The organism is Enterobacter sp. 2VL (genome assembly GCF_005503595.1).
Classification (GTDB): domain Bacteria; phylum Pseudomonadota; class Gammaproteobacteria; order Enterobacterales; family Enterobacteriaceae; genus Enterobacter; species Enterobacter cancerogenus.
The window spans coordinates 46987-65086 of the sequence record NZ_SCNE01000013.1 but is presented as its reverse complement, the minus strand read 5'-3'; the positions used below and the strand labels follow the sequence as shown (position 1 = coordinate 65086).

Genomic DNA, 18100 nt, shown 5'->3' with positions numbered 1-18100 from the left:
AAGCGCAGCGCCGCCCGGCGATGTTCGATAACCTTACTTAACCTCAAGCACCCAGTGAACGTAGCTCTGCCACTGGCACTCCTGTTCAATCAGCTCTGCACCCAGCGGATGATTATCCAGCCATTTTTCCGGCAGCGTCAGGATCAGTTTTTCATCTTCGACGTCAAGCGTAGTGGCGGGAAGCACATCATCACGACGGCGGCTGGCAAACAGGATCGCCAGACGCAGCAAGCGGCAAAGATGTTCTGCCACGCGCGGCGGAACGGCGTTTTGCTGGTGGAGCGAGGAGAGATCGACGGCGTTTGTCTGGTTCAGGAGCAGCGTCGCCAGGAGTTTTTTCTGCGCGGGGGTAAAGCCCGGCAAATCCAGGTTACGCACCAGCCAGGCAGCATGCAGCGGTGCCTGCTTGTACTCAACGCTCAGCCCAATCTCATGCAGCGCGCAGGCGCTGAGCAGCAGTTCGCGGCTTAACGGTTCAATATCCCAGCTCTGATTTACTCGATCGGCAAAAAGCGAGGCCAGCTGCGCCACGCGACCGGCCTGCTCGGCATCAACGATAAAGCGGCGCTGCACGTTGCGAAGCGTACGGCTGCGAATATCCTGATCGACGGACAGGTGCAGCATCCCGTAAACCAGCCCTTCACGCAGTGCGCCGCCGGCCAGCGTCATACACTGGATATTCAGCTCGGTGAAAATGGCGATCAGAATAGCCAGCCCGCTCGGGAAGACCAGCGCGCGTTCGAGCGTCAGACCTTCAATTTCGAGCTCTTCAAGGCGACCGCACTGGATAGCTCGCTGTTTGAGCTGCTGGAGTTTGGCAAGCGTGATCCGCTCGTCCATCCCCTGAGCCATCATGATTTCCTGCAGCGCCTGCACGGTACCCGAGGCACCCACGCAGACTTTCCAGCCGTGATAGCGCAGCTCTTCCATCACCGGGCGCAGCACTTCACGGGCGGCGTTTTCAGCCTCGTCGAAGTTCTCTTTTGCGAGATTGCGATCGGTAAAGTAGCGTTCAAGCCAGGTGACGCAACCCATCGACAGGCTGAAAAGCGAGGTGGCCTGCGCGCCCGTGCCGGTGACCAGTTCGGTACTGGCACCGCCGATATCCACCACCAGACGGCGATCGTCGCCGCCGGTCGTATGGGCCACTCCCTGATAAATCAGACGGGCTTCTTCCTCACCGCTAATAACCTGCACCGGACAGCCGAGGATCTCCTGCGCTTTGGCAATAAAATCCACGGCGTTCACCGCCAGGCGAAGCGTTGCCGTCGCGACAACGCGGATTTGCGCGTGCGGGATATCCTGCAGACGTTCAGCAAAGAGACGCAGACACTGCCAGCCACGTTCCATGGCTTCAGCAGAGAGATGGTTATCGCTGCTCAGGCCCGCCGCGAGACGGACCTTGCGCTTGATGCGGGTGAGCGTTTGTATGCTTCCCGCTACCTCGCGCACAACCAGCATATGAAAACTATTCGAACCGAGATCTATTGCTGCATAGAGCGAGGTAGAACTCATACACTTCATCCTTCACGCTGCCTCATCGTTGGCTGCGCCAGCTCACACCTGTCACTTACTGAAGTAAGCGCCAGGAGATCCGCAGACTTGCCGCCTTGATGCATCATGAATGATTTTGTGTATGGCATAATTTCTTAACCTGAACGACGACGATTACGCGGTGCGCCGGAACGACGCGGACCGTTGCCTGGACGGGCGCGGGTCAGGCGCTTCGGCGGCGGCAATTCGCTTAACAGCGCATCCGGGTTGTACTTGCTCTGCGGGATAGAGTGACCGATATAGGTCTCAATCGCCGGGAGATTCAGCGCATACTCTTCGCACGCCAGGCTAATGGAGTGACCGCTTGCGCCAGCACGACCGGTACGACCGATACGGTGAACGTAATCTTCACAATCGTCCGGCAGGTCATAGTTAAAGACGTGCGTCACGGCTGGGATGTGCAGGCCGCGCGCGGCAACGTCGGTAGCGACCAGAATATCGAGATCGCCACGGGTAAATTCTTCGAGAATACGCAGACGTTTTTTCTGCGCAACGTCGCCGGTCAACAGGCCAACGCGGTGACCGTCTGCAGCCAGGTGGCCCCAGATATCTTCACAGCGGTGCTTGGTATTGGCGAAGATAATGGCGCGATCTGGCCACTCTTCTTCAATCAGCGTTTGCAGCAGACGCATTTTCTCTTCATTAGAAGGATAGAAAAGCTCTTCTTTAATACGGTGGCCCGTTTTCTGTTCCGGTTCCACTTCGACATATTCGGCGTTGTTCATTTGCTCGAACGCCAGCTCGCGTACGCGGTAAGAAAGGGTCGCGGAGAACAGCATGTTCAGGCGCTGGTTTGCCGCAGGCATGCGACGGAACAACCAACGGATATCTTTAATGAAGCCCAGATCGTACATACGGTCCGCTTCATCCAGCACCACAACCTGAATTGCGCCGAGGTTGATGTGGTTCTGTTTGGCATAGTCGATAAGACGACCGGTAGTACCAATGAGGATATCTACGCCGCTTTCCAGCACTTTCAGCTGTTTATCGTAGCCGTCGCCGCCGTAGGCAAGGCCAAGCTTCAGGCCGGTAGACTGCGCCAGCGGTTCCGCATCTGCGTGGATCTGTACCGCCAGTTCTCGCGTCGGAGCCATAATGAGCGCGCGCGGCTGGTTAACTTTGCGGTCTGCAATTGCGGGATGAGAAAGTAAATAATGAAACGTTGACGTTAAGAACGCCATCGTTTTGCCAGTACCGGTTTGCGCCTGCCCCGCAACATCGCGACCGGCCAGCGTCAGCGGCAGGGCGAGAGCCTGAATAGGCGTGCAGTTATGAAAGCCTTTAGTTTCAAGGGCTTCGATCACCTTTGGGTGCAGGGCGAAGTCGGAAAACTTCTGTTCTGTTAAATGTGTTTTGCTCATAGTGTGGTAGAATATCAGCTTACTATTGCTTTACGAAAGCGTATCCGGTGAAATAAAGTCAACCTTTAGTTGGTTATTGCGACATCAACACGTCGTTGATGCGGGCGAAACCAACGTACCAGGCTTATTCCTGTGGAGTTATATATGAGCGATAAAATTATTCACCTGACTGACGACAGTTTTGACACGGACGTACTTAAGGCTGACGGGCTGATCCTCGTCGATTTCTGGGCTGAATGGTGTGGTCCTTGCAAAATGATCGCCCCGATTCTGGATGAGATCGCTGACGAGTATCAGGGCAAACTGACCGTTGCCAAGCTGAACATCGACCAGAACCCGGGTACCGCGCCGAAATACGGCATCCGCGGCATTCCAACCCTGCTGCTGTTCAAAAACGGTGAAGTGGCGGCGACCAAAGTGGGCGCACTGTCCAAAGGTCAGCTGAAAGAGTTCCTGGACGCCAACCTGGCGTAAGGTTTCTCGGCTGCGCGTCCAGAGCGCCTAATCCTAATATTGTGTGGATCTCTGGACGCCCGGCTTTAGTCGTGCTAAGTTAGCTATGACTTCGTTTTAAACATATCTGTTGTTTGAATCTTGTTTTACCCGATACTTCCCGTTGTTGACACAAACAGTGCGTGAAGTTGCTAAATTCCGGGCTTGTCACTCAATCCGTCTTGTCGTTTCAGTTCTGCGTTCTTTCCCTGTGACCAGACAGCGTACAGACATGAGTTGATGGCCGCTAAACAGGCATGGATGACCCTGCCATACCATTCACATTATTAAGTTCGAGAATCACCCCGAGTTTAAGAACCCACACCATTATGAATCTTACCGAATTAAAGAACACGCCGGTTTCTGAGCTGATCACTCTCGGCGAAAATATGGGGCTGGAAAACCAGGCTCGTATGCGCAAGCAGGACATCATTTTCGCCATCCTGAAGCAGCACGCTAAGAGTGGCGAAGATATCTTTGGCGACGGTGTGCTGGAGATATTGCAAGACGGATTTGGTTTCCTCCGTTCTGCAGACAGCTCCTACCTCGCCGGCCCTGACGACATCTACGTATCCCCTAGCCAAATCCGCCGTTTCAACCTCCGCACTGGTGACACCATTTCAGGTAAGATTCGTCCTCCAAAAGAGGGTGAACGTTACTTTGCGCTGTTGAAAGTGAATGAAGTTAACTACGACAAACCTGAAAACTCGCGTAACAAGATCCTCTTCGAGAACTTAACGCCGCTGCACGCGAACTCTCGCCTGCGCATGGAACGTGGTAACGGTTCAACCGAAGACTTAACGGCGCGTGTACTGGATCTGGCCTCTCCAATTGGCCGTGGCCAGCGTGGCCTGATTGTCGCGCCGCCTAAAGCGGGTAAAACTATGCTGCTGCAGAACATTGCGCAGAGCATTGCTTACAATCACCCGGACTGCGTGCTGATGGTGCTGCTGATTGACGAACGTCCGGAAGAAGTGACCGAGATGCAGCGTCTGGTGAAAGGCGAAGTTGTGGCTTCTACCTTTGACGAACCAGCATCTCGCCACGTTCAGGTTGCAGAAATGGTTATCGAGAAGGCGAAACGCCTGGTTGAGCACAAGAAAGACGTGATCATCCTGCTCGACTCCATCACCCGTCTGGCGCGTGCGTACAACACCGTCGTACCGGCTTCCGGTAAAGTGCTGACCGGTGGTGTGGATGCGAACGCCCTGCACCGTCCGAAGCGTTTCTTCGGGGCGGCACGTAACGTGGAAGAGGGCGGCAGCCTGACCATCATCGCAACCGCGCTGATCGACACCGGTTCAAAGATGGATGAAGTGATTTACGAAGAATTTAAAGGTACAGGTAACATGGAACTGCACCTTTCTCGTAAAATCGCGGAAAAACGCGTCTTCCCGGCTATCGACTACAACCGTTCCGGTACCCGTAAAGAAGAGCTGCTCACCACTCAGGAAGAGCTGCAGAAAATGTGGATCCTGCGCAAAATCATTCACCCAATGGGCGAAATCGACGCAATGGAATTCCTCATTAATAAGCTGGCGATGACCAAAACTAACGACGATTTCTTCGATATGATGAAACGCTCGTAACGTAAATATTCCCAGCAAACGCCACGTTTTTACGTGGCGTTTTTCTTTTATGGACTATACGCTATTACCAATGACTCCCAATTTTGACCTGTCGGTGCGACAATAAGATAATTCGCACAGTAAAAACATTAATAGACTGAATAATAAACAAATGGAGTTGCAAGAGATGTGCTTTATGCCTTCTGGCCCGGCGCCATCATGGTTATACTCCCTTGACTGACATTTGTTGAGAAAATCCATTGTGAACCTACTCGATACGTTTACTGAACTAACCAGTATTTTTTTGTTCACCACCTGCTTTTTGTTTCTTGCGCGCAAGGTGGCAAAATACCTGGGGTTAGTGGATAAACCCAACTTCCGCAAACGCCATCAAGGGATGATCCCGTTGGTGGGTGGTATCTCCGTTTTTGCAGGTATCTGCTTCGCTTTCGCTGTTACCGATTACTACATTCCTCATGCCAGACTTTATCTCATCTGCGCGACGGTTCTGGTTGTCGTGGGGGCGCTCGACGATCGATATGATATCAGCGTAAAAATTCGGGCCTTCGTTCAGGCTGCCGTGGGTATCGCTATGATGGTTGTGGCTAAACTTCATTTAGGCAGTCTGGGCTACATTTTTGGATCCTGGGAGTTGGTGCTGGGCCCGTTCGGTTACTTCCTCACGCTCTTTGCCGTGTGGGTAGCCATTAATGCCTTCAATATGGTCGATGGGATAGATGGTCTTCTGGGAGGGCTATCCTGTGTCTCGTTTGCAGCTATAGGGATGATTTTATGGTTCGATGGTCAATACAGCCTTGCGATGTGGTGCTTTGCCATGATTGCAGCCATTCTGCCTTATATCCTTTTAAATCTCGGCGCATTGGGCCGTCGCTATAAAGTCTTTATGGGCGATGCGGGCAGCACGTTCATCGGTTTTACGATCATATGGGTTTTGCTGGAAACTACGCAGGGTAAAACTCACCCGATTAGCCCTGTCACCGCGCTGTGGATTATTGCCATTCCGCTGATGGACATGGTGGCAATTATGTATCGCCGCCTGCGCAAAGGAATGAGTCCCTTCTCTGCCGACAGGCAACATATTCATCATCTGATCATGCGCGCGGGATTTACTTCTCGTCAGGCTTTCATGCTTATTACTCTGGCGGCTGCTATCCTTGCGAGCATTGGCGTTGCAGCGGAATACGCCCACTTTATTCCTGAATGGGTAATGTTGGTATTGTTCTTGCTAGCGTTTTCTTTGTATGGCTACTGCATTAAACGTGCATGGAGGGTTGCGCGTTTCATTAAGCGTATTAAACGCAGGATGCGTCGAAATAGTGGCAATAATCCAACTTTAACTAAATAAACTGGGATTGTGATGACTCAACCGTTGGCAGGAGCAAAATCAGAGATGAACGAGAATGAGCTGGATATTCGTGGCTTGTTTCGCGTTTTATGGGCGGGCAAACTGTGGATTGTTGGAACAGCATTAGGTTTTGCGCTAATTGCGCTTGCGTACACTTTCTTCGCAAAACAGGAGTGGAGCGCCACGGCGATAACAGATAGACCAACAGTTAACATGCTAGGTGGGTTCTATTCCCAGCAGCAGTTCCTGCGCAATCTGGATATCAAAGCGAACCTGGCCACGCCGGATCAGACGTCCGTTATGGATGAAGCCTACAAAGAGTTTGTCATGCAGCTGGCCTCATGGGATACGCGTCGTGATTTCTGGTCCCAGACCGATTACTACAAGCAACGCATGGTGGGCAACAGCAAGGCCGATGCCGCGCTGCTGGATGACATGATCAACAACATTCAGTTTATGCCGGGCGATATCCTGCGTAACGTTAACGACAGCGTGAAACTGATTGCGGAAACCGCGCCGGATGCCAATAACCTGCTTCGTCAGTACGTCGCTTTCGCCAGCCAGCGTGCGGCGAGCCACCTTAACGATGAGCTGAAAGGCGCATGGGCGGCGCGCACCATCCAGATGAAAGCGCAGGTTAAACGTCAGGAAGAGGTGTCAAAAGCCATTTTCACCCGTCGCGTCCATAACCTTGAGCAGGCGCTGAAAATTGCCGAACAGCGCAATATTTCCCGCAGCGAGACCGATGTGCCGGCTGACGAGCTGCCTGATTCCGAAATGTTCCTGCTGGGGCGTCCAATGCTCCAGGCGCGTCTTGAAAATCTCCAGGCCGTTGGCCCTGATTTTGACCTCGACTACGACCAGAACCGCGCCATGCTCAATACCCTGAACGTGGGCCCGACGCTGGATCCGCGTTTTCAGACCTATCGTTACTTAAGAACGCCTGAAGAACCTGTAAAACGCGATAGTCCGCGTCGCGCATTCCTGATGATCATGTGGGGGATTGTGGGCGCATTGACTGGCGCTGGCGTGGCGTTAACGCGTCGTCGCACTAATTATAAGAACGCCTAATCGAAGAGAATCGATGTGAAAGTACTTACCGTATTTGGCACCAGACCGGAGGCCATCAAGATGGCGCCTCTGGTCCATGCGCTGGCCAGGGATCCTGATATAGAAGTGAAAGTGTGCGTGACTGCCCAGCACCGTGAGATGCTCGATCAGGTTTTATCTCTCTTTTCTATTGTCCCGGATTACGACCTCAATATTATGAAACCGGGGCAAGGACTGACGGAGATCACCTGCCGGATTCTGGAGGGATTGAAACCGATTCTGGAGTCATATAAGCCTGACGTCGTCCTCGTGCATGGTGACACCACGACAACCGTGGCGACCAGCCTGGCGGCATTCTACCAACGCATTCCGGTCGGGCATGTTGAAGCGGGCCTGCGGACGGGCAATCTCTATTCACCGTGGCCGGAAGAGGCCAACCGCACGCTAACGGGCCACCTGGCGATGTATCACTTCGCGCCAACCGAAAACTCGCGCCAGAATCTGCTGCGTGAAAACATTACTGATAACAAAATCTTCGTGACCGGGAATACGGTCATTGATGCGCTGATTTGGGTGCGCGATCGGGTGCTGGAGAACAAAGACCTCCAGAGCGAGCTCGCCGCGCGCTATCCGTTTTTACATAACGGTAAAAAGACCATTCTGGTGACGGGCCACCGTCGCGAAAGCTTTGGTCAGGGTTTTGAGCAAATCTGCCATGCGCTGGCCGAAATTGCCGCGCAGAATGAAGATGTGCAGATTGTCTATCCGGTGCACCTCAACCCTAACGTCAGCGAGCCGGTAAACCGCATTCTGGGCCATGTCGAGAATGTCTTACTGATTGAACCACAGGACTACATGCCGTTCGTCTGGCTGATGAACCACGCCTGGCTGATCCTGACCGATTCCGGCGGCATTCAGGAAGAAGCGCCTTCGCTTGGCAAACCGGTGCTGGTGATGCGAGAAACCACGGAGCGTCCGGAGGCGGTGAAAGCGGGGACGGTACGTCTGGTCGGCACAGATCCGCAGCGTATCGTCGAAGAGGTCACACGCCTGTTACACGATGAAGAAGCGTACCAGGCGATGAGCAAAGCCCATAACCCGTACGGCGATGGGCAGGCCTGTGGTCGTATTTTGCATGCACTTAAACACAATCGGGTATCACTATGAGTTTTACTACCATCTCTGTCGTGGGTCTTGGTTATATTGGGCTGCCCACGGCGGCGGCCTTTGCCTCTCGTCAAAAGCAGGTTGTCGGCGTGGATATCAATGCGCGCGCGGTGGAAACCATCAACCGTGGCGAAATTCATATCGTGGAGCCGGATCTTGACCGCGTGGTGAAAGAGGCCGTCGATGGCGGCTTCCTGCGTGCCAGCACCACCCCCGTTGCGGCAGATGCGTATCTGATTGCGGTTCCAACGCCTTTCAAAGGCGACCATGAGCCTGATATGGCGTACGTCGAGGCCGCGGCCAAATCGATTGCGCCCGTGCTGAAAAAAGGCGCGCTGGTGATTCTGGAATCCACCTCGCCGGTAGGCGCAACCGAACAAATGGCGCAGTGGCTGGCGGACGCCCGCCCCGATCTGAGCTTCCCGCAGCAGGCCGGTGAACAGGCCGATATCAATATCGCCTACTGCCCGGAGCGCGTGTTGCCGGGCCAGGTCATGGTTGAACTGATTAAAAACGACCGCGTAATTGGCGGCATGACGTCCGCCTGTTCTGCACGCGCCAGCGAGCTGTACAAGATTTTCCTTGAAGGCGAATGCGTGGTGACCAACTCCCGCACCGCCGAGATGTGCAAGTTAACGGAAAACAGCTTCCGCGACGTCAACATCGCCTTTGCCAACGAACTGTCGCTGATTTGTGCCGTTCAGGGCATTAACGTGTGGGAGTTGATTAGCCTGGCGAACCGTCACCCGCGCGTGAATATCCTCCAGCCGGGTCCGGGCGTGGGCGGCCACTGTATCGCGGTAGACCCATGGTTTATCGTCGCGCAAAACCCGGACCAGGCGCGCCTGATCCGTACCGCGCGCGAAGTGAACGACAGTAAACCGCACTGGGTACTGAACCAGGTTAAAGCCACCGTGGCAGACTGTCTGGCAGAGAGCGGTAAACGCGCCAGCGAACTGAAAATCGCCTGCTTCGGCCTGGCCTTCAAGCCAAACATCGACGATCTGCGCGAAAGCCCGGCAATGGAAATTGCCGAAATGATTGCCGGATGGCACAGCGGTGAAACGCTGGTGGTGGAGCCAAACATCCATGAGCTGCCGGCAAAACTGGCAGGACACTGTACGCTGACCGCCTTAGACGCCGCGCTGGCAACGGCGGATGTGCTGGTGCTGCTGGTCGATCACAAAGACTTTAAAGCGATCGCTGGCGATGCCGTGCGCCAGCAGTATGTGGTTGATACCAAAGGTGTCTGGCGTTGAGTGAACTCTACGGCGCGCTTGAGTCTCTTCAGTGGGAAAGCACCTTTTTTGCGCTTCCTACGGCGATTGTCCGTCTGAGTGAAAATGCCCCTGCGCTCACCGAGATGGATTTCGCCGCCTGGGAACGGGTACAGGCTAAAATCCCGGCGGACCGCGCCGACCTGCTGGACGCGCTTCAGCAGCGCGGTTTCCGGCTGGTCGAAGGCGAGGTTGATCTCTCCCTGACGATCGCCCGCCACGCTTCGCCAGGCGCAGAAGTGGCGACAGAGCGGGATATCCCGGCGCTGCGCCAGCTGGCTGAGCAGGCGTTTGCCCGGAGCCGCTTTCGTGCGCCCTGGTATGCGCCCCAGGACAGCGGACGCTTTTACGCCCAGTGGATCGAGAATGCCGTCCGAGGCACATTCGACCACGTTTGTCTGGTTTTTCGCGCGGCGGGCGGCCAGATTCAGGGCTTTGTCTCGCTGCGTAAGTTGAATGAACATGACGCGCGTATCGGGCTGCTTGCCGGGCGCGGCATGGGAGAAAAACTGATGCAGGCCGCGCTGTACTGGGCGCAGCAACAGGAATGCTCGACGCTGCGGGTGGCGACCCAGATGGGCAACACCGCCGCGCTGAAACGTTATATTGCGAGTGGGGCCAACGTTGACGCCACCGCTTACTGGCTATACAGGTGACATGATGATCCCATTTAACGCCCCCCCCGTCGTCGGTACGGAACTCGACTACATGCAGTCTGCTATGGGCAGCGGCAAGCTCTGCGGTGACGGAGGCTTTACCCGTCGCTGCCAGCAGTGGATGGAACAGCGTTTCCACAGCGCCAAGGTGCTGCTGACGCCGTCCTGTACCGCCTCTCTGGAAATGGCGGCTCTGCTGCTGGATATCCAGCCCGGTGATGAAGTGATCATGCCGAGCTACACCTTCGTCTCCACGGCGAACGCGTTTGTCCTGCGCGGCGCCAAAATTGTGTTTGTCGATGTCCGTCCGGACACCATGAACATCGACGAATCGCTGATCGAAGCGGCGATCACAGACAAAACGCGGGTAATTGTGCCGGTTCACTACGCGGGCGTGGCCTGTGAAATGGACACGATCATGGCGATTGCCAAAAAGCATAATCTGTTCGTGGTGGAAGATGCCGCTCAGGGCGTGATGTCCACTTACAAAGGGCGTGCGTTGGGCACTATCGGGCATATCGGCTGCTTTAGCTTCCACGAAACCAAAAACTACACCGCCGGTGGCGAAGGGGGAGCGACGCTGATTAACGATCGCGCCCTGGTTGAACGCGCAGAAGTGATCCGCGAGAAAGGCACCAACCGCAGCCAGTTCTTCCGCGGGCAGGTAGACAAATACACCTGGCGCGATATCGGCTCCAGCTACCTGATGGCTGACCTTCAGGCTGCCTATCTTTGGGCGCAGCTCGAGGCGGCAGAGCGCATTAACCTGCAACGCCTCTCCCTGTGGCAAACCTATTACGACGCGCTGGAGCCGCTGGCTAAAGCGGGGCGCATTGAGCTGCCGACCATTCCGGCGGATTGTGTCCACAACGCCCATATGTTCTACATCAAGCTGCGCGATAACGACGATCGCAGCGGCCTGATTGCCTGGCTGAAAGAGGCTGAAATTCTGGCAGTGTTCCATTACATTCCGCTGCACTCCAGCCCTGCCGGTGAAGCGTTTGGCGTGTTTGCCGGTGAAGACCGTTACACCACCAAAGAAAGTGAGCGTTTGCTTCGCTTGCCGCTCTTTTACAATCTTGAGCCAGTTAACCAACGTACGGTCATCAACACCCTTCTGAGTTATTTCGGCTGATATGTCTCTGGCAAAAGCATCGATGTGGACCGCTGCGTCCACACTCGTCAAAATTGGTGCCGGGTTACTGGTCGTCAAGCTGCTGGCCGTCTCCTTTGGCCCTTCCGGGGTCGGTCTGGCGGGTAACTTCCGCCAGCTGGTGACGGTGCTGGGCGTGCTGGCGGGGGCCGGGATATTCAACGGCGTGACCAAATACGTCGCACAGTACCATGATGACGCCGAAAAATTGCGCACCGTCGTGGGCACCTCGTCCGCCATGGTGCTGGGCTTTTCAACGCTGCTGGCCGCGGTATTTTTGCTGGCTGCGGCGCCCATCAGTCAGGGCCTGTTTGGACATACCCACTTCCAGGGGCTGATTCGCCTGGTTGCGCTGGTGCAGATGGGTATCGCCTGGGCGAACCTGCTACTGGCGCTAATGAAGGGCTTCCGTGATGCCGCCGGAAACGCGCTGGCGCTGATCCTCGGCAGCATCATCGGCGTGATTGCCTACTACTTCTGCTATCGCCTTGGTGGCTATGAAGGGGCGCTGCTGGGGCTGGCGCTTGTGCCTGCGCTGGTGGTTATCCCGGCCGCATTTATGCTGATACGCAGAGGCGATATTCCTCTACGTTACCTCAAGCCGCAGTGGGACAAGGTACTGGCTGGTCAGCTTGGGAAATTTACCCTGATGGCGCTCATTACGTCCGTCACGCTGCCCGTGGCCTACGTGATGATGCGAAACCTCCTCGCAGCCCACTACAGCTGGGATGAAGTGGGTATCTGGCAGGGCGTCAGCAGTATTTCCGACGCATACCTCCAATTTATAACGGCTTCCTTTAGCGTCTATTTGCTGCCAACCTTATCGCGCCTGACCGAAAAGAGAGACATCACCCGCGAGATTGTCCGCTCCCTGCGTTTTGTGTTACCCGCCGTCGCGGCCGCCAGTTTCACCGTCTGGCTCTTGCGTGATGTCGCCATCTGGCTGCTCTTCTCCGCGAAGTTTGCCGCCATGCGCGACCTGTTCGCGTGGCAGCTGATCGGTGATGTACTGAAAGTGGGTGCTTACGTTTTCGGTTATCTGGTGATTGCGAAAGCCTCGTTGCGGCTGTATATCCTGGCAGAGATTAGCCAGTTTGCGCTCCTGACGGCATTCTCTCACTGGCTGATCCCAACCCAGGGTGCGCTGGGCGCCGCTCAGGCCTATATGGCAACCTATATCGTTTATTTCGCTGCCTGTTGCGGCGTATTTTTACTTTGGCGTAGACGCGCATGACTGCACTGATTCACATACTGGGGTCAGATATCCCACACCATAACCAGACCGTTCTGCGGTTCTTTAATGATGAACTGGCACCCGGCACCCCCGATGCACGCGAGTTTATGGTTGCAGGCCAGGATAGCGGCCTGAGCGCGGCGTGTCCGGCACTCAACATGACCTTCTGGCCGGACAAAGCGGCGCTGGCGAAGGCGGTGGTTGCCAAAGCCAAAGCGGATCGCGAGCAGCGCTTCTTCTTTCACGGACAGTTTAATACCGGCCTGTGGCTGGCGCTGCTGAGCGGCGGGATCAAGCCCTCTCAGTGCAGCTGGCATATCTGGGGTGCAGATCTCTACGAAGTGTCCCGTGGGTTGAAATTCCGCCTTTTCTATCCGCTGCGCCGCATGGCGCAAGGGCGCGTAGGCTGCGTATTCGCTACCCGCGGCGATCTCAATTACTTTGCCAAACAGCACCCTGGCGTGCGCGGTGAACTGCTCTATTTTCCGACGCGGATGAACCCGGCGCTCAACACGATGGCTAACGATACGGTGCGCGACGGCAAGCTGACCGTCCTGGTGGGTAACTCCGGCGATCGCAGTAACGAGCACGTGGCGGCGCTCAGGGCGGTACATCAACAGTTTGGTGATACGGTCAACGTCGTGGTGCCGATGGGCTACCCGGCCAATAACGATGCTTATATTGACGAAGTGAGCCAGCAGGGTCTTGCGCTCTTTAGCGCTGAAAATCTGACTATTCTGCGCGATAAGCTGGCGTTTGATGACTATCTTGCGCTGTTGAGAAAGTGCGATTTAGGCTATTTCATCTTTGCCCGTCAGCAGGGGATTGGTACGCTGTGTCTGCTGATTCAGGCTGGCATCCCGTGTGTGCTCAACCGCGAGAATCCGTTCTGGCAGGACATGGCGGAACAAGATATCCCGGTACTGTTCACGACAGACACTCTTAATGAAAAGGTGGTGCGGGAAGCCCAGCGTCAGCTGGGGCTGGTGGATAAAAATGCCATCGACTTCTTCAGCCCGAACTACCTCACGCCGTGGCATCGCGCGCTGCGTATCGCGTCAGGAGATAACGCATGAGCCAGTTGCAATTTAGCGGCTTGTTGGTGGTCTGGCTGCTGAGTACGCTGTTTATCGCCACGCTGACCTGGTTTGAGTTCCGTCGCGTACGCTTTAACTTCAACGTCTTTTTCTCGCTGCTGTTTCTGCTGACCTTCTATTTCGGTTTCCCGCTGACCAGCATTCTGGTCTTCCGTTTTGATGTGGGCGTCGCGCCCCCGGAAATCCTGCTTCAGGCGCTGTTATCAGCAACCTGTTTCTACGCGGTGTATTACGTCACCTATAAAACGCGCCTGCGCCCGGTCAAAGCGACTGCACCCCGTCGGGCGTTATTCACCATGAACCGGGTAGAGACGCACCTGACGTGGGTGATGCTGATGACCATTGCGCTGGTAAGCGTGGGCATCTTCTTCATGCACAACGGTTTTCTGCTGTTCAAGCTGCAATCCTACAGCCAGATATTCTCGGCAGAAGTGTCAGGCGTTGCGCTTAAGCGCTTCTTTTACTTCTTCATCCCGGCAATGCTGGTGGTCTTTTTTCTCCGCCAGGACAGCAAAGCCTGGCTTTTCTTCCTCGTGAGCACCGTGGCGTTCGGCATTTTGACCTACATGATCGTCGGCGGAACGCGCGCCAATATCATTATCGCCTTCGCCATCTTCCTGTTTATCGGCATCATTCGCGGCTGGATCTCCTTATGGATGCTGGCAGCGGCGGGGGTGTTCGGTATTGTCGGGATGTTCTGGCTGGCGCTTAAACGCTACGGCCTGAACGTGGCCGGTGACGAGGCGTTCTACACCTTCCTGTACCTGACGCGCGATACGTTCTCGCCATGGGAAAACCTGGCGCTGCTGCTGCAGAACTACGACAAAATCGATTTCCAGGGCTTAGCGCCCATTGTCCGCGACTTCTACGTCTTTATTCCGACCTGGCTGTGGCCGGATCGGCCTGGCGTAGTGCTTAACACGGCGAACTACTTTACCTGGGAAGTGCTGAATAACCATTCCGGGCTGGCTATCTCACCCACGCTGATTGGCTCGCTGGTGGTGATGGGGGGAACCTGGTTCATTCTGCCAGGGGCGGTTGCGGTAGGGCTGATAATCAAATGGTTTGACTGGCTCTATGTGCGCGGCCTGGAGGAGACGAACCGCTATAAAGCGGCGATTTTGCACAGTTTCTGTTTTGGTGCCATTTTCAATATGATCGTTCTGGCACGTGAGGGGCTGGATTCGTTTGTCTCACGCGTCGTCTTTTTTATGGTCGTTTTCGGTATCTGTCTGCTGCTGGCCAAACTGCTGTACTGGTTGTTTGACAGTGCAGGGCTGGTACACAGACGCGAGCCACGGGGCAGCACAACGCTGTCGGAAGTCTGAGTAGGGATTGTCATGACGGATACAACCTCCGCGCCACGCTACGCGCTGCGCGGTCTGCAGCTTATTGGCTGGCGTGATATGCAGCATGCGCTGGATTTTCTGTTCGCGGACGGGCAGATGAAATCGGGCACGCTGGTGGCGATTAACGCAGAAAAAATGCTGGCGGTCGAAGATAACCCGGAAGTGAAAAGCCTGATTGAGGCTGCCGAGTTTAAATATGCCGACGGTATTAGCGTGGTGCGCTCCATCCGCAAAAAGTTTCCTGGTGCTAATGTATCGCGCGTGGCGGGTGCAGACCTGTGGGAAGAGTTGATGGCGCGCGCGGGCGCAGAGGGCACGCCGGTATTCCTGATTGGCGGTAAGCCAGAGGTGCTCGCCCAGACGGCGCAGAAGCTGCGCAGCCAGTGGAATGTTAATATTGTGGGTCTTCAGGACGGTTACTTCAAACCGGACGATCGGCAGGCGCTGTTCGAGCGCGTGCGGGACAGCGGGGCGAAAATCGTCACCGTGGCGATGGGCTCTCCGCGTCAGGAGATCCTGATGCGCGATTGTCGTCTGGTCTGCCCGAATGCGTTGTACATGGGCGTTGGCGGCACCTATGACGTCTTTACCGGCCACGTTAAGCGTGCACCGAAGGTCTGGCAAAACCTCGGGCTGGAGTGGCTGTATCGCCTGCTCTCACAGCCGACGCGCATCAAACGACAGATTCGCCTGCTGCGCTACCTCTCCTGGCACTACACCGGGAAAATGTAATCAAAATGTAGCGCGATATGCTGGTCGCGCTGCAACTCCCCTGCAAAACTGCTGCGTTTATGTGCAATGCATTCATTTTTTTAATGCATCGTTTGCCATTTGCCCGATTTTGAGAAACCATTCGCCCGTATTTCAGTACCCCTAAAAAATAATAACCGGCAAAAAGCCGGGAAACAGCAAACACAACCGAGGATTTATGGCAGAGAAAAAACCGGAGCTACAGCGTGGGCTGGAAGCTCGACATATTGAATTGATCGCCCTGGGCGGGACGATCGGCGTCGGCCTCTTTATGGGCTCCGCGAGTACGCTCAAATGGGCTGGCCCTTCCGTACTGCTGGCGTACATCATAGCCGGGCTGTTCGTCTTCTTCATCATGCGTTCCATGGGCGAAATGCTCTTTCTGGAGCCGGTAACCGGTTCATTCGCCGTTTATGCGCACCGTTATATGAGCCCGTTCTTCGGCTACCTGACGGCGTGGTCGTACTGGTTTATGTGGATGGCGGTAGGCATTTCGGAGATCATCGCGATAGGGGTCTACGTCCAGTTCTGGTTCCCGGACATGGTGCAGTGGATACCTGCGCTCATCGCCGTGGGGCTGGTGGCGCTGGCGAACCTCGCCGCCGTGCGGCTTTACGGTGAAATTGAGTTTTGGTTCGCGATGATCAAAGTCACCACCATTATCGTCATGATTGTGGTCGGCCTCGGGGTGATCTTCTTCGGATTTGGCAATGGCGGACACGCGATCGGCTTTAGCAACCTGACCGAGCATGGCGGCTTCTTCGCCGGGGGCTGGAAAGGCTTCCTGACGGCGCTGTGTATCGTTGTGGCGTCGTATCAGGGCGTTGAGCTTATCGGTATCACCGCGGGTGAAGCGAAAAATCCACAGGTCACGCTGCGTAGCGCGGTCGGTAAAGTGTTATGGCGTATTCTCATTTTCTACGTGGGCGCGATTTTCGTTATCGTGACCATCTTCCCGTGGAACGAAATCGGCACCACCGGCAGCCCGTTTGTCTTAACCTTCGCGAAGATTGGCATCACGGCGGCGGCAGGCATCATCAACTTCGTGGTTCTGACCGCGGCGCTGTCCGGCTGTAACAGCGGAATGTACAGCTGTGGCCGCATGCTTTACGCGCTGGCTAAAAATAACCAGCTGCCGACGGCAATGGGCAAAGTGTCGCGTGCGGGCGTTCCGGTGGCGGGCGTGGCGGTCTCGATTGGCATCCTGCTGATTGGCTCATGCCTGAACTACATTATTCCCAACCCACAGCGTGTGTTCGTTTACGTCTACAGTGCCAGCGTGCTGCCGGGGATGATCCCGTGGTTTGTCATCCTGATTAGCCAGCTGCGTTTTCGTCAGGCGCATAAAAAGGCGATCGCCAGCCACCCGTTCCGCTCCATTCTGTTCCCGTATGCGAACTATTTAACGATGGCCTTCCTGATTTGCGTATTAATCGGGATGTACTTTAATGAAGATACCCGCATGTCGCTGTTTGTCGGGATTATCTTCCTTGCCGCCGTGACGGTTGCTTATAAGCTTTTTGGCCTGGGACGCCGCGCGACCACGCAGAAAGTGGAGGATTAAGCGGCAAAATGTGCAAACCATAACCAAACGCGCATATTTTTCAAAAAAGCACTAGACAGCGGGGACGGAGGTACGTAATATCCAGCCCCGCAACGGCGCTAAGCGCCCGTAGCTCAGCTGGATAGAGCGCTGCCCTCCGGAGGCAGAGGTCTCAGGTTCGAATCCTGTCGGGCGCACCATTAACCCGGTGCTGGAGCTGCGGTGGTCTGAGAAGTAGTCAGTACCGCGTGAAAGAATACAGTGGTGGCTATAGCTCAGTTGGTAGAGCCCTGGATTGTGATTCCAGTTGTCGTGGGTTCGAATCCCATTAGCCACCCCATTATTTGAAAGAGTTGTGAATTGCGAAGGTGGCGGAATTGGTAGACGCGCTAGCTTCAGGTGTTAGTGTCCTTTGGATGTGGGGGTTCGAGTCCCCCCCCTCGCACCACGACTTTTAAAATGAATTGAACTAAAAATTCAAAA

Annotated in this window: 15 protein-coding genes and 3 tRNA genes; 16 read left to right on the top strand and 2 right to left on the bottom strand. The window is 55.2% G+C overall.

Annotated elements, in window-relative coordinates:
• Window positions 1-33 precede the first annotated feature (33 nt).
• Both gppA and rhlB read right to left on the bottom strand, forming a co-directional pair.
• Window positions 34-1515, bottom strand: a complete 1482-nt coding sequence (gene gppA / locus FFS28_RS20630) for a guanosine-5'-triphosphate,3'-diphosphate diphosphatase (RefSeq protein WP_072208937.1) — start codon at window positions 1513-1515, stop codon at window positions 34-36.
• A 134-nt stretch (window positions 1516-1649) separates the two neighbouring features.
• Window positions 1650-2915 carry an ATP-dependent RNA helicase RhlB gene (gene rhlB, locus FFS28_RS20625; protein WP_137903839.1) on the bottom strand — a complete coding sequence of 422 codons (1266 nt, stop codon included), beginning with the start codon at window positions 2913-2915 and terminating at the stop codon, window positions 1650-1652.
• 144 nt (window positions 2916-3059) lie between these two features.
• Here rhlB and trxA point away from each other — a divergent pair, with 144 nt between their 5' ends.
• From trxA to FFS28_RS20545, 16 genes are all read left to right on the top strand, one after another.
• On the top strand, window positions 3060-3389 hold the full coding sequence (trxA, locus tag FFS28_RS20620; protein WP_006179218.1) for a thioredoxin TrxA: 330 nt from the start codon (window positions 3060-3062) through the stop codon (window positions 3387-3389).
• 347 nt (window positions 3390-3736) lie between these two features.
• Window positions 3737-4996 (top strand): transcription termination factor Rho, encoded by a 1260-nt coding sequence (gene rho / locus FFS28_RS20615; protein ID WP_001054528.1) that lies wholly within the window; start codon window positions 3737-3739, stop codon window positions 4994-4996.
• Window positions 4997-5237: 241 nt separating this feature from the next.
• A complete protein-coding gene (wecA, locus tag FFS28_RS20610) occupies window positions 5238-6341 on the top strand; it encodes a UDP-N-acetylglucosamine--undecaprenyl-phosphate N-acetylglucosaminephosphotransferase (protein ID WP_088209472.1) in 1104 nt (367 codons plus the stop codon).
• Window positions 6342-6353: 12 nt separating this feature from the next.
• Window positions 6354-7412, top strand: a complete 1059-nt coding sequence (gene wzzE, locus FFS28_RS20605; protein WP_088209473.1) for an ECA polysaccharide chain length modulation protein — start codon at window positions 6354-6356, stop codon at window positions 7410-7412.
• Between the two features lie 15 nt (window positions 7413-7427).
• A complete protein-coding gene (gene wecB, locus FFS28_RS20600) occupies window positions 7428-8558 on the top strand; it encodes a non-hydrolyzing UDP-N-acetylglucosamine 2-epimerase (RefSeq protein ID WP_102890019.1) in 1131 nt (376 codons plus the stop codon).
• Complete coding sequence (gene wecC, locus FFS28_RS20595; protein ID WP_137903838.1) at window positions 8555-9817, top strand: UDP-N-acetyl-D-mannosamine dehydrogenase; 1263 nt, start codon at window positions 8555-8557, stop codon at window positions 9815-9817. Before wecB ends, wecC begins: the two co-directional genes overlap by 4 nt.
• Entirely contained in the window at window positions 9814-10491 is a 678-nt protein-coding gene (gene rffC / locus FFS28_RS20590; protein ID WP_137903837.1) for a dTDP-4-amino-4,6-dideoxy-D-galactose acyltransferase, read from the top strand. The genes wecC and rffC overlap by 4 nt, the downstream gene beginning before the upstream one ends.
• A gap of 4 nt (window positions 10492-10495) precedes the next feature.
• A complete protein-coding gene (rffA, locus tag FFS28_RS20585) occupies window positions 10496-11626 on the top strand; it encodes a dTDP-4-amino-4,6-dideoxygalactose transaminase (protein WP_042322764.1) in 1131 nt (376 codons plus the stop codon).
• 1 nt (window position 11627) lies between these two features.
• Window positions 11628-12878: a lipid III flippase WzxE gene (gene wzxE, locus FFS28_RS20580; protein ID WP_006179225.1), complete on the top strand. Its 1251-nt coding sequence runs from the start codon at window positions 11628-11630 to the stop codon at window positions 12876-12878.
• Window positions 12875-13954, top strand: a complete 1080-nt coding sequence (locus tag FFS28_RS20575; protein ID WP_137903836.1) for a TDP-N-acetylfucosamine:lipid II N-acetylfucosaminyltransferase — start codon at window positions 12875-12877, stop codon at window positions 13952-13954. The genes wzxE and FFS28_RS20575 overlap by 4 nt, the downstream gene beginning before the upstream one ends.
• The gene (gene wzyE / locus FFS28_RS20570; RefSeq protein WP_088209476.1) at window positions 13951-15303 is read left to right on the top strand and encodes an ECA oligosaccharide polymerase; all 1353 of its coding nucleotides are present in this window, start codon (window positions 13951-13953) and stop codon (window positions 15301-15303) included. Before FFS28_RS20575 ends, wzyE begins: the two co-directional genes overlap by 4 nt.
• A gap of 12 nt (window positions 15304-15315) precedes the next feature.
• The gene (gene wecG, locus FFS28_RS20565) at window positions 15316-16056 is read left to right on the top strand and encodes a lipopolysaccharide N-acetylmannosaminouronosyltransferase (protein WP_058610836.1); all 741 of its coding nucleotides are present in this window, start codon (window positions 15316-15318) and stop codon (window positions 16054-16056) included.
• Window positions 16057-16252: 196 nt separating this feature from the next.
• Entirely contained in the window at window positions 16253-17638 is a 1386-nt protein-coding gene (thrP, locus tag FFS28_RS20560) for a bifunctional threonine/serine APC transporter ThrP (protein WP_137903835.1), read from the top strand.
• A 102-nt stretch (window positions 17639-17740) separates the two neighbouring features.
• Window positions 17741-17817, top strand: a tRNA-Arg gene (locus tag FFS28_RS20555).
• A 64-nt stretch (window positions 17818-17881) separates the two neighbouring features.
• Window positions 17882-17957: transfer RNA gene (locus FFS28_RS20550), tRNA-His, on the top strand.
• 22 nt (window positions 17958-17979) lie between these two features.
• A tRNA-Leu gene (locus FFS28_RS20545) sits at window positions 17980-18065 on the top strand.
• Window positions 18066-18100: the final 35 nt, after the last annotated feature.

Coding starts and splice junctions, on each gene's coding strand:
- gppA (WP_072208937.1), bottom strand. CDS start 1,515: ATGAGTTCTACCTCGCTCTATGCAGCAATAGATCTCGGTTCGAATAGT.
- rhlB (WP_137903839.1), bottom strand. CDS start 2,915: ATGAGCAAAACACATTTAACAGAACAGAAGTTTTCCGACTTCGCCCTG.
- trxA (WP_006179218.1), top strand. CDS start 3,060: ATGAGCGATAAAATTATTCACCTGACTGACGACAGTTTTGACACGGAC.
- rho (WP_001054528.1), top strand. CDS start 3,737: ATGAATCTTACCGAATTAAAGAACACGCCGGTTTCTGAGCTGATCACT.
- wzzE (WP_088209473.1), top strand. CDS start 6,354: ATGACTCAACCGTTGGCAGGAGCAAAATCAGAGATGAACGAGAATGAG.
- wecC (WP_137903838.1), top strand. CDS start 8,555: ATGAGTTTTACTACCATCTCTGTCGTGGGTCTTGGTTATATTGGGCTG.
- rffA (WP_042322764.1), top strand. CDS start 10,496: ATGATCCCATTTAACGCCCCCCCCGTCGTCGGTACGGAACTCGACTAC.
- wzxE (WP_006179225.1), top strand. CDS start 11,628: ATGTCTCTGGCAAAAGCATCGATGTGGACCGCTGCGTCCACACTCGTC.
- FFS28_RS20575 (WP_137903836.1), top strand. CDS start 12,875: ATGACTGCACTGATTCACATACTGGGGTCAGATATCCCACACCATAAC.
- wzyE (WP_088209476.1), top strand. CDS start 13,951: ATGAGCCAGTTGCAATTTAGCGGCTTGTTGGTGGTCTGGCTGCTGAGT.
- wecG (WP_058610836.1), top strand. CDS start 15,316: ATGACGGATACAACCTCCGCGCCACGCTACGCGCTGCGCGGTCTGCAG.
- thrP (WP_137903835.1), top strand. CDS start 16,253: ATGGCAGAGAAAAAACCGGAGCTACAGCGTGGGCTGGAAGCTCGACAT.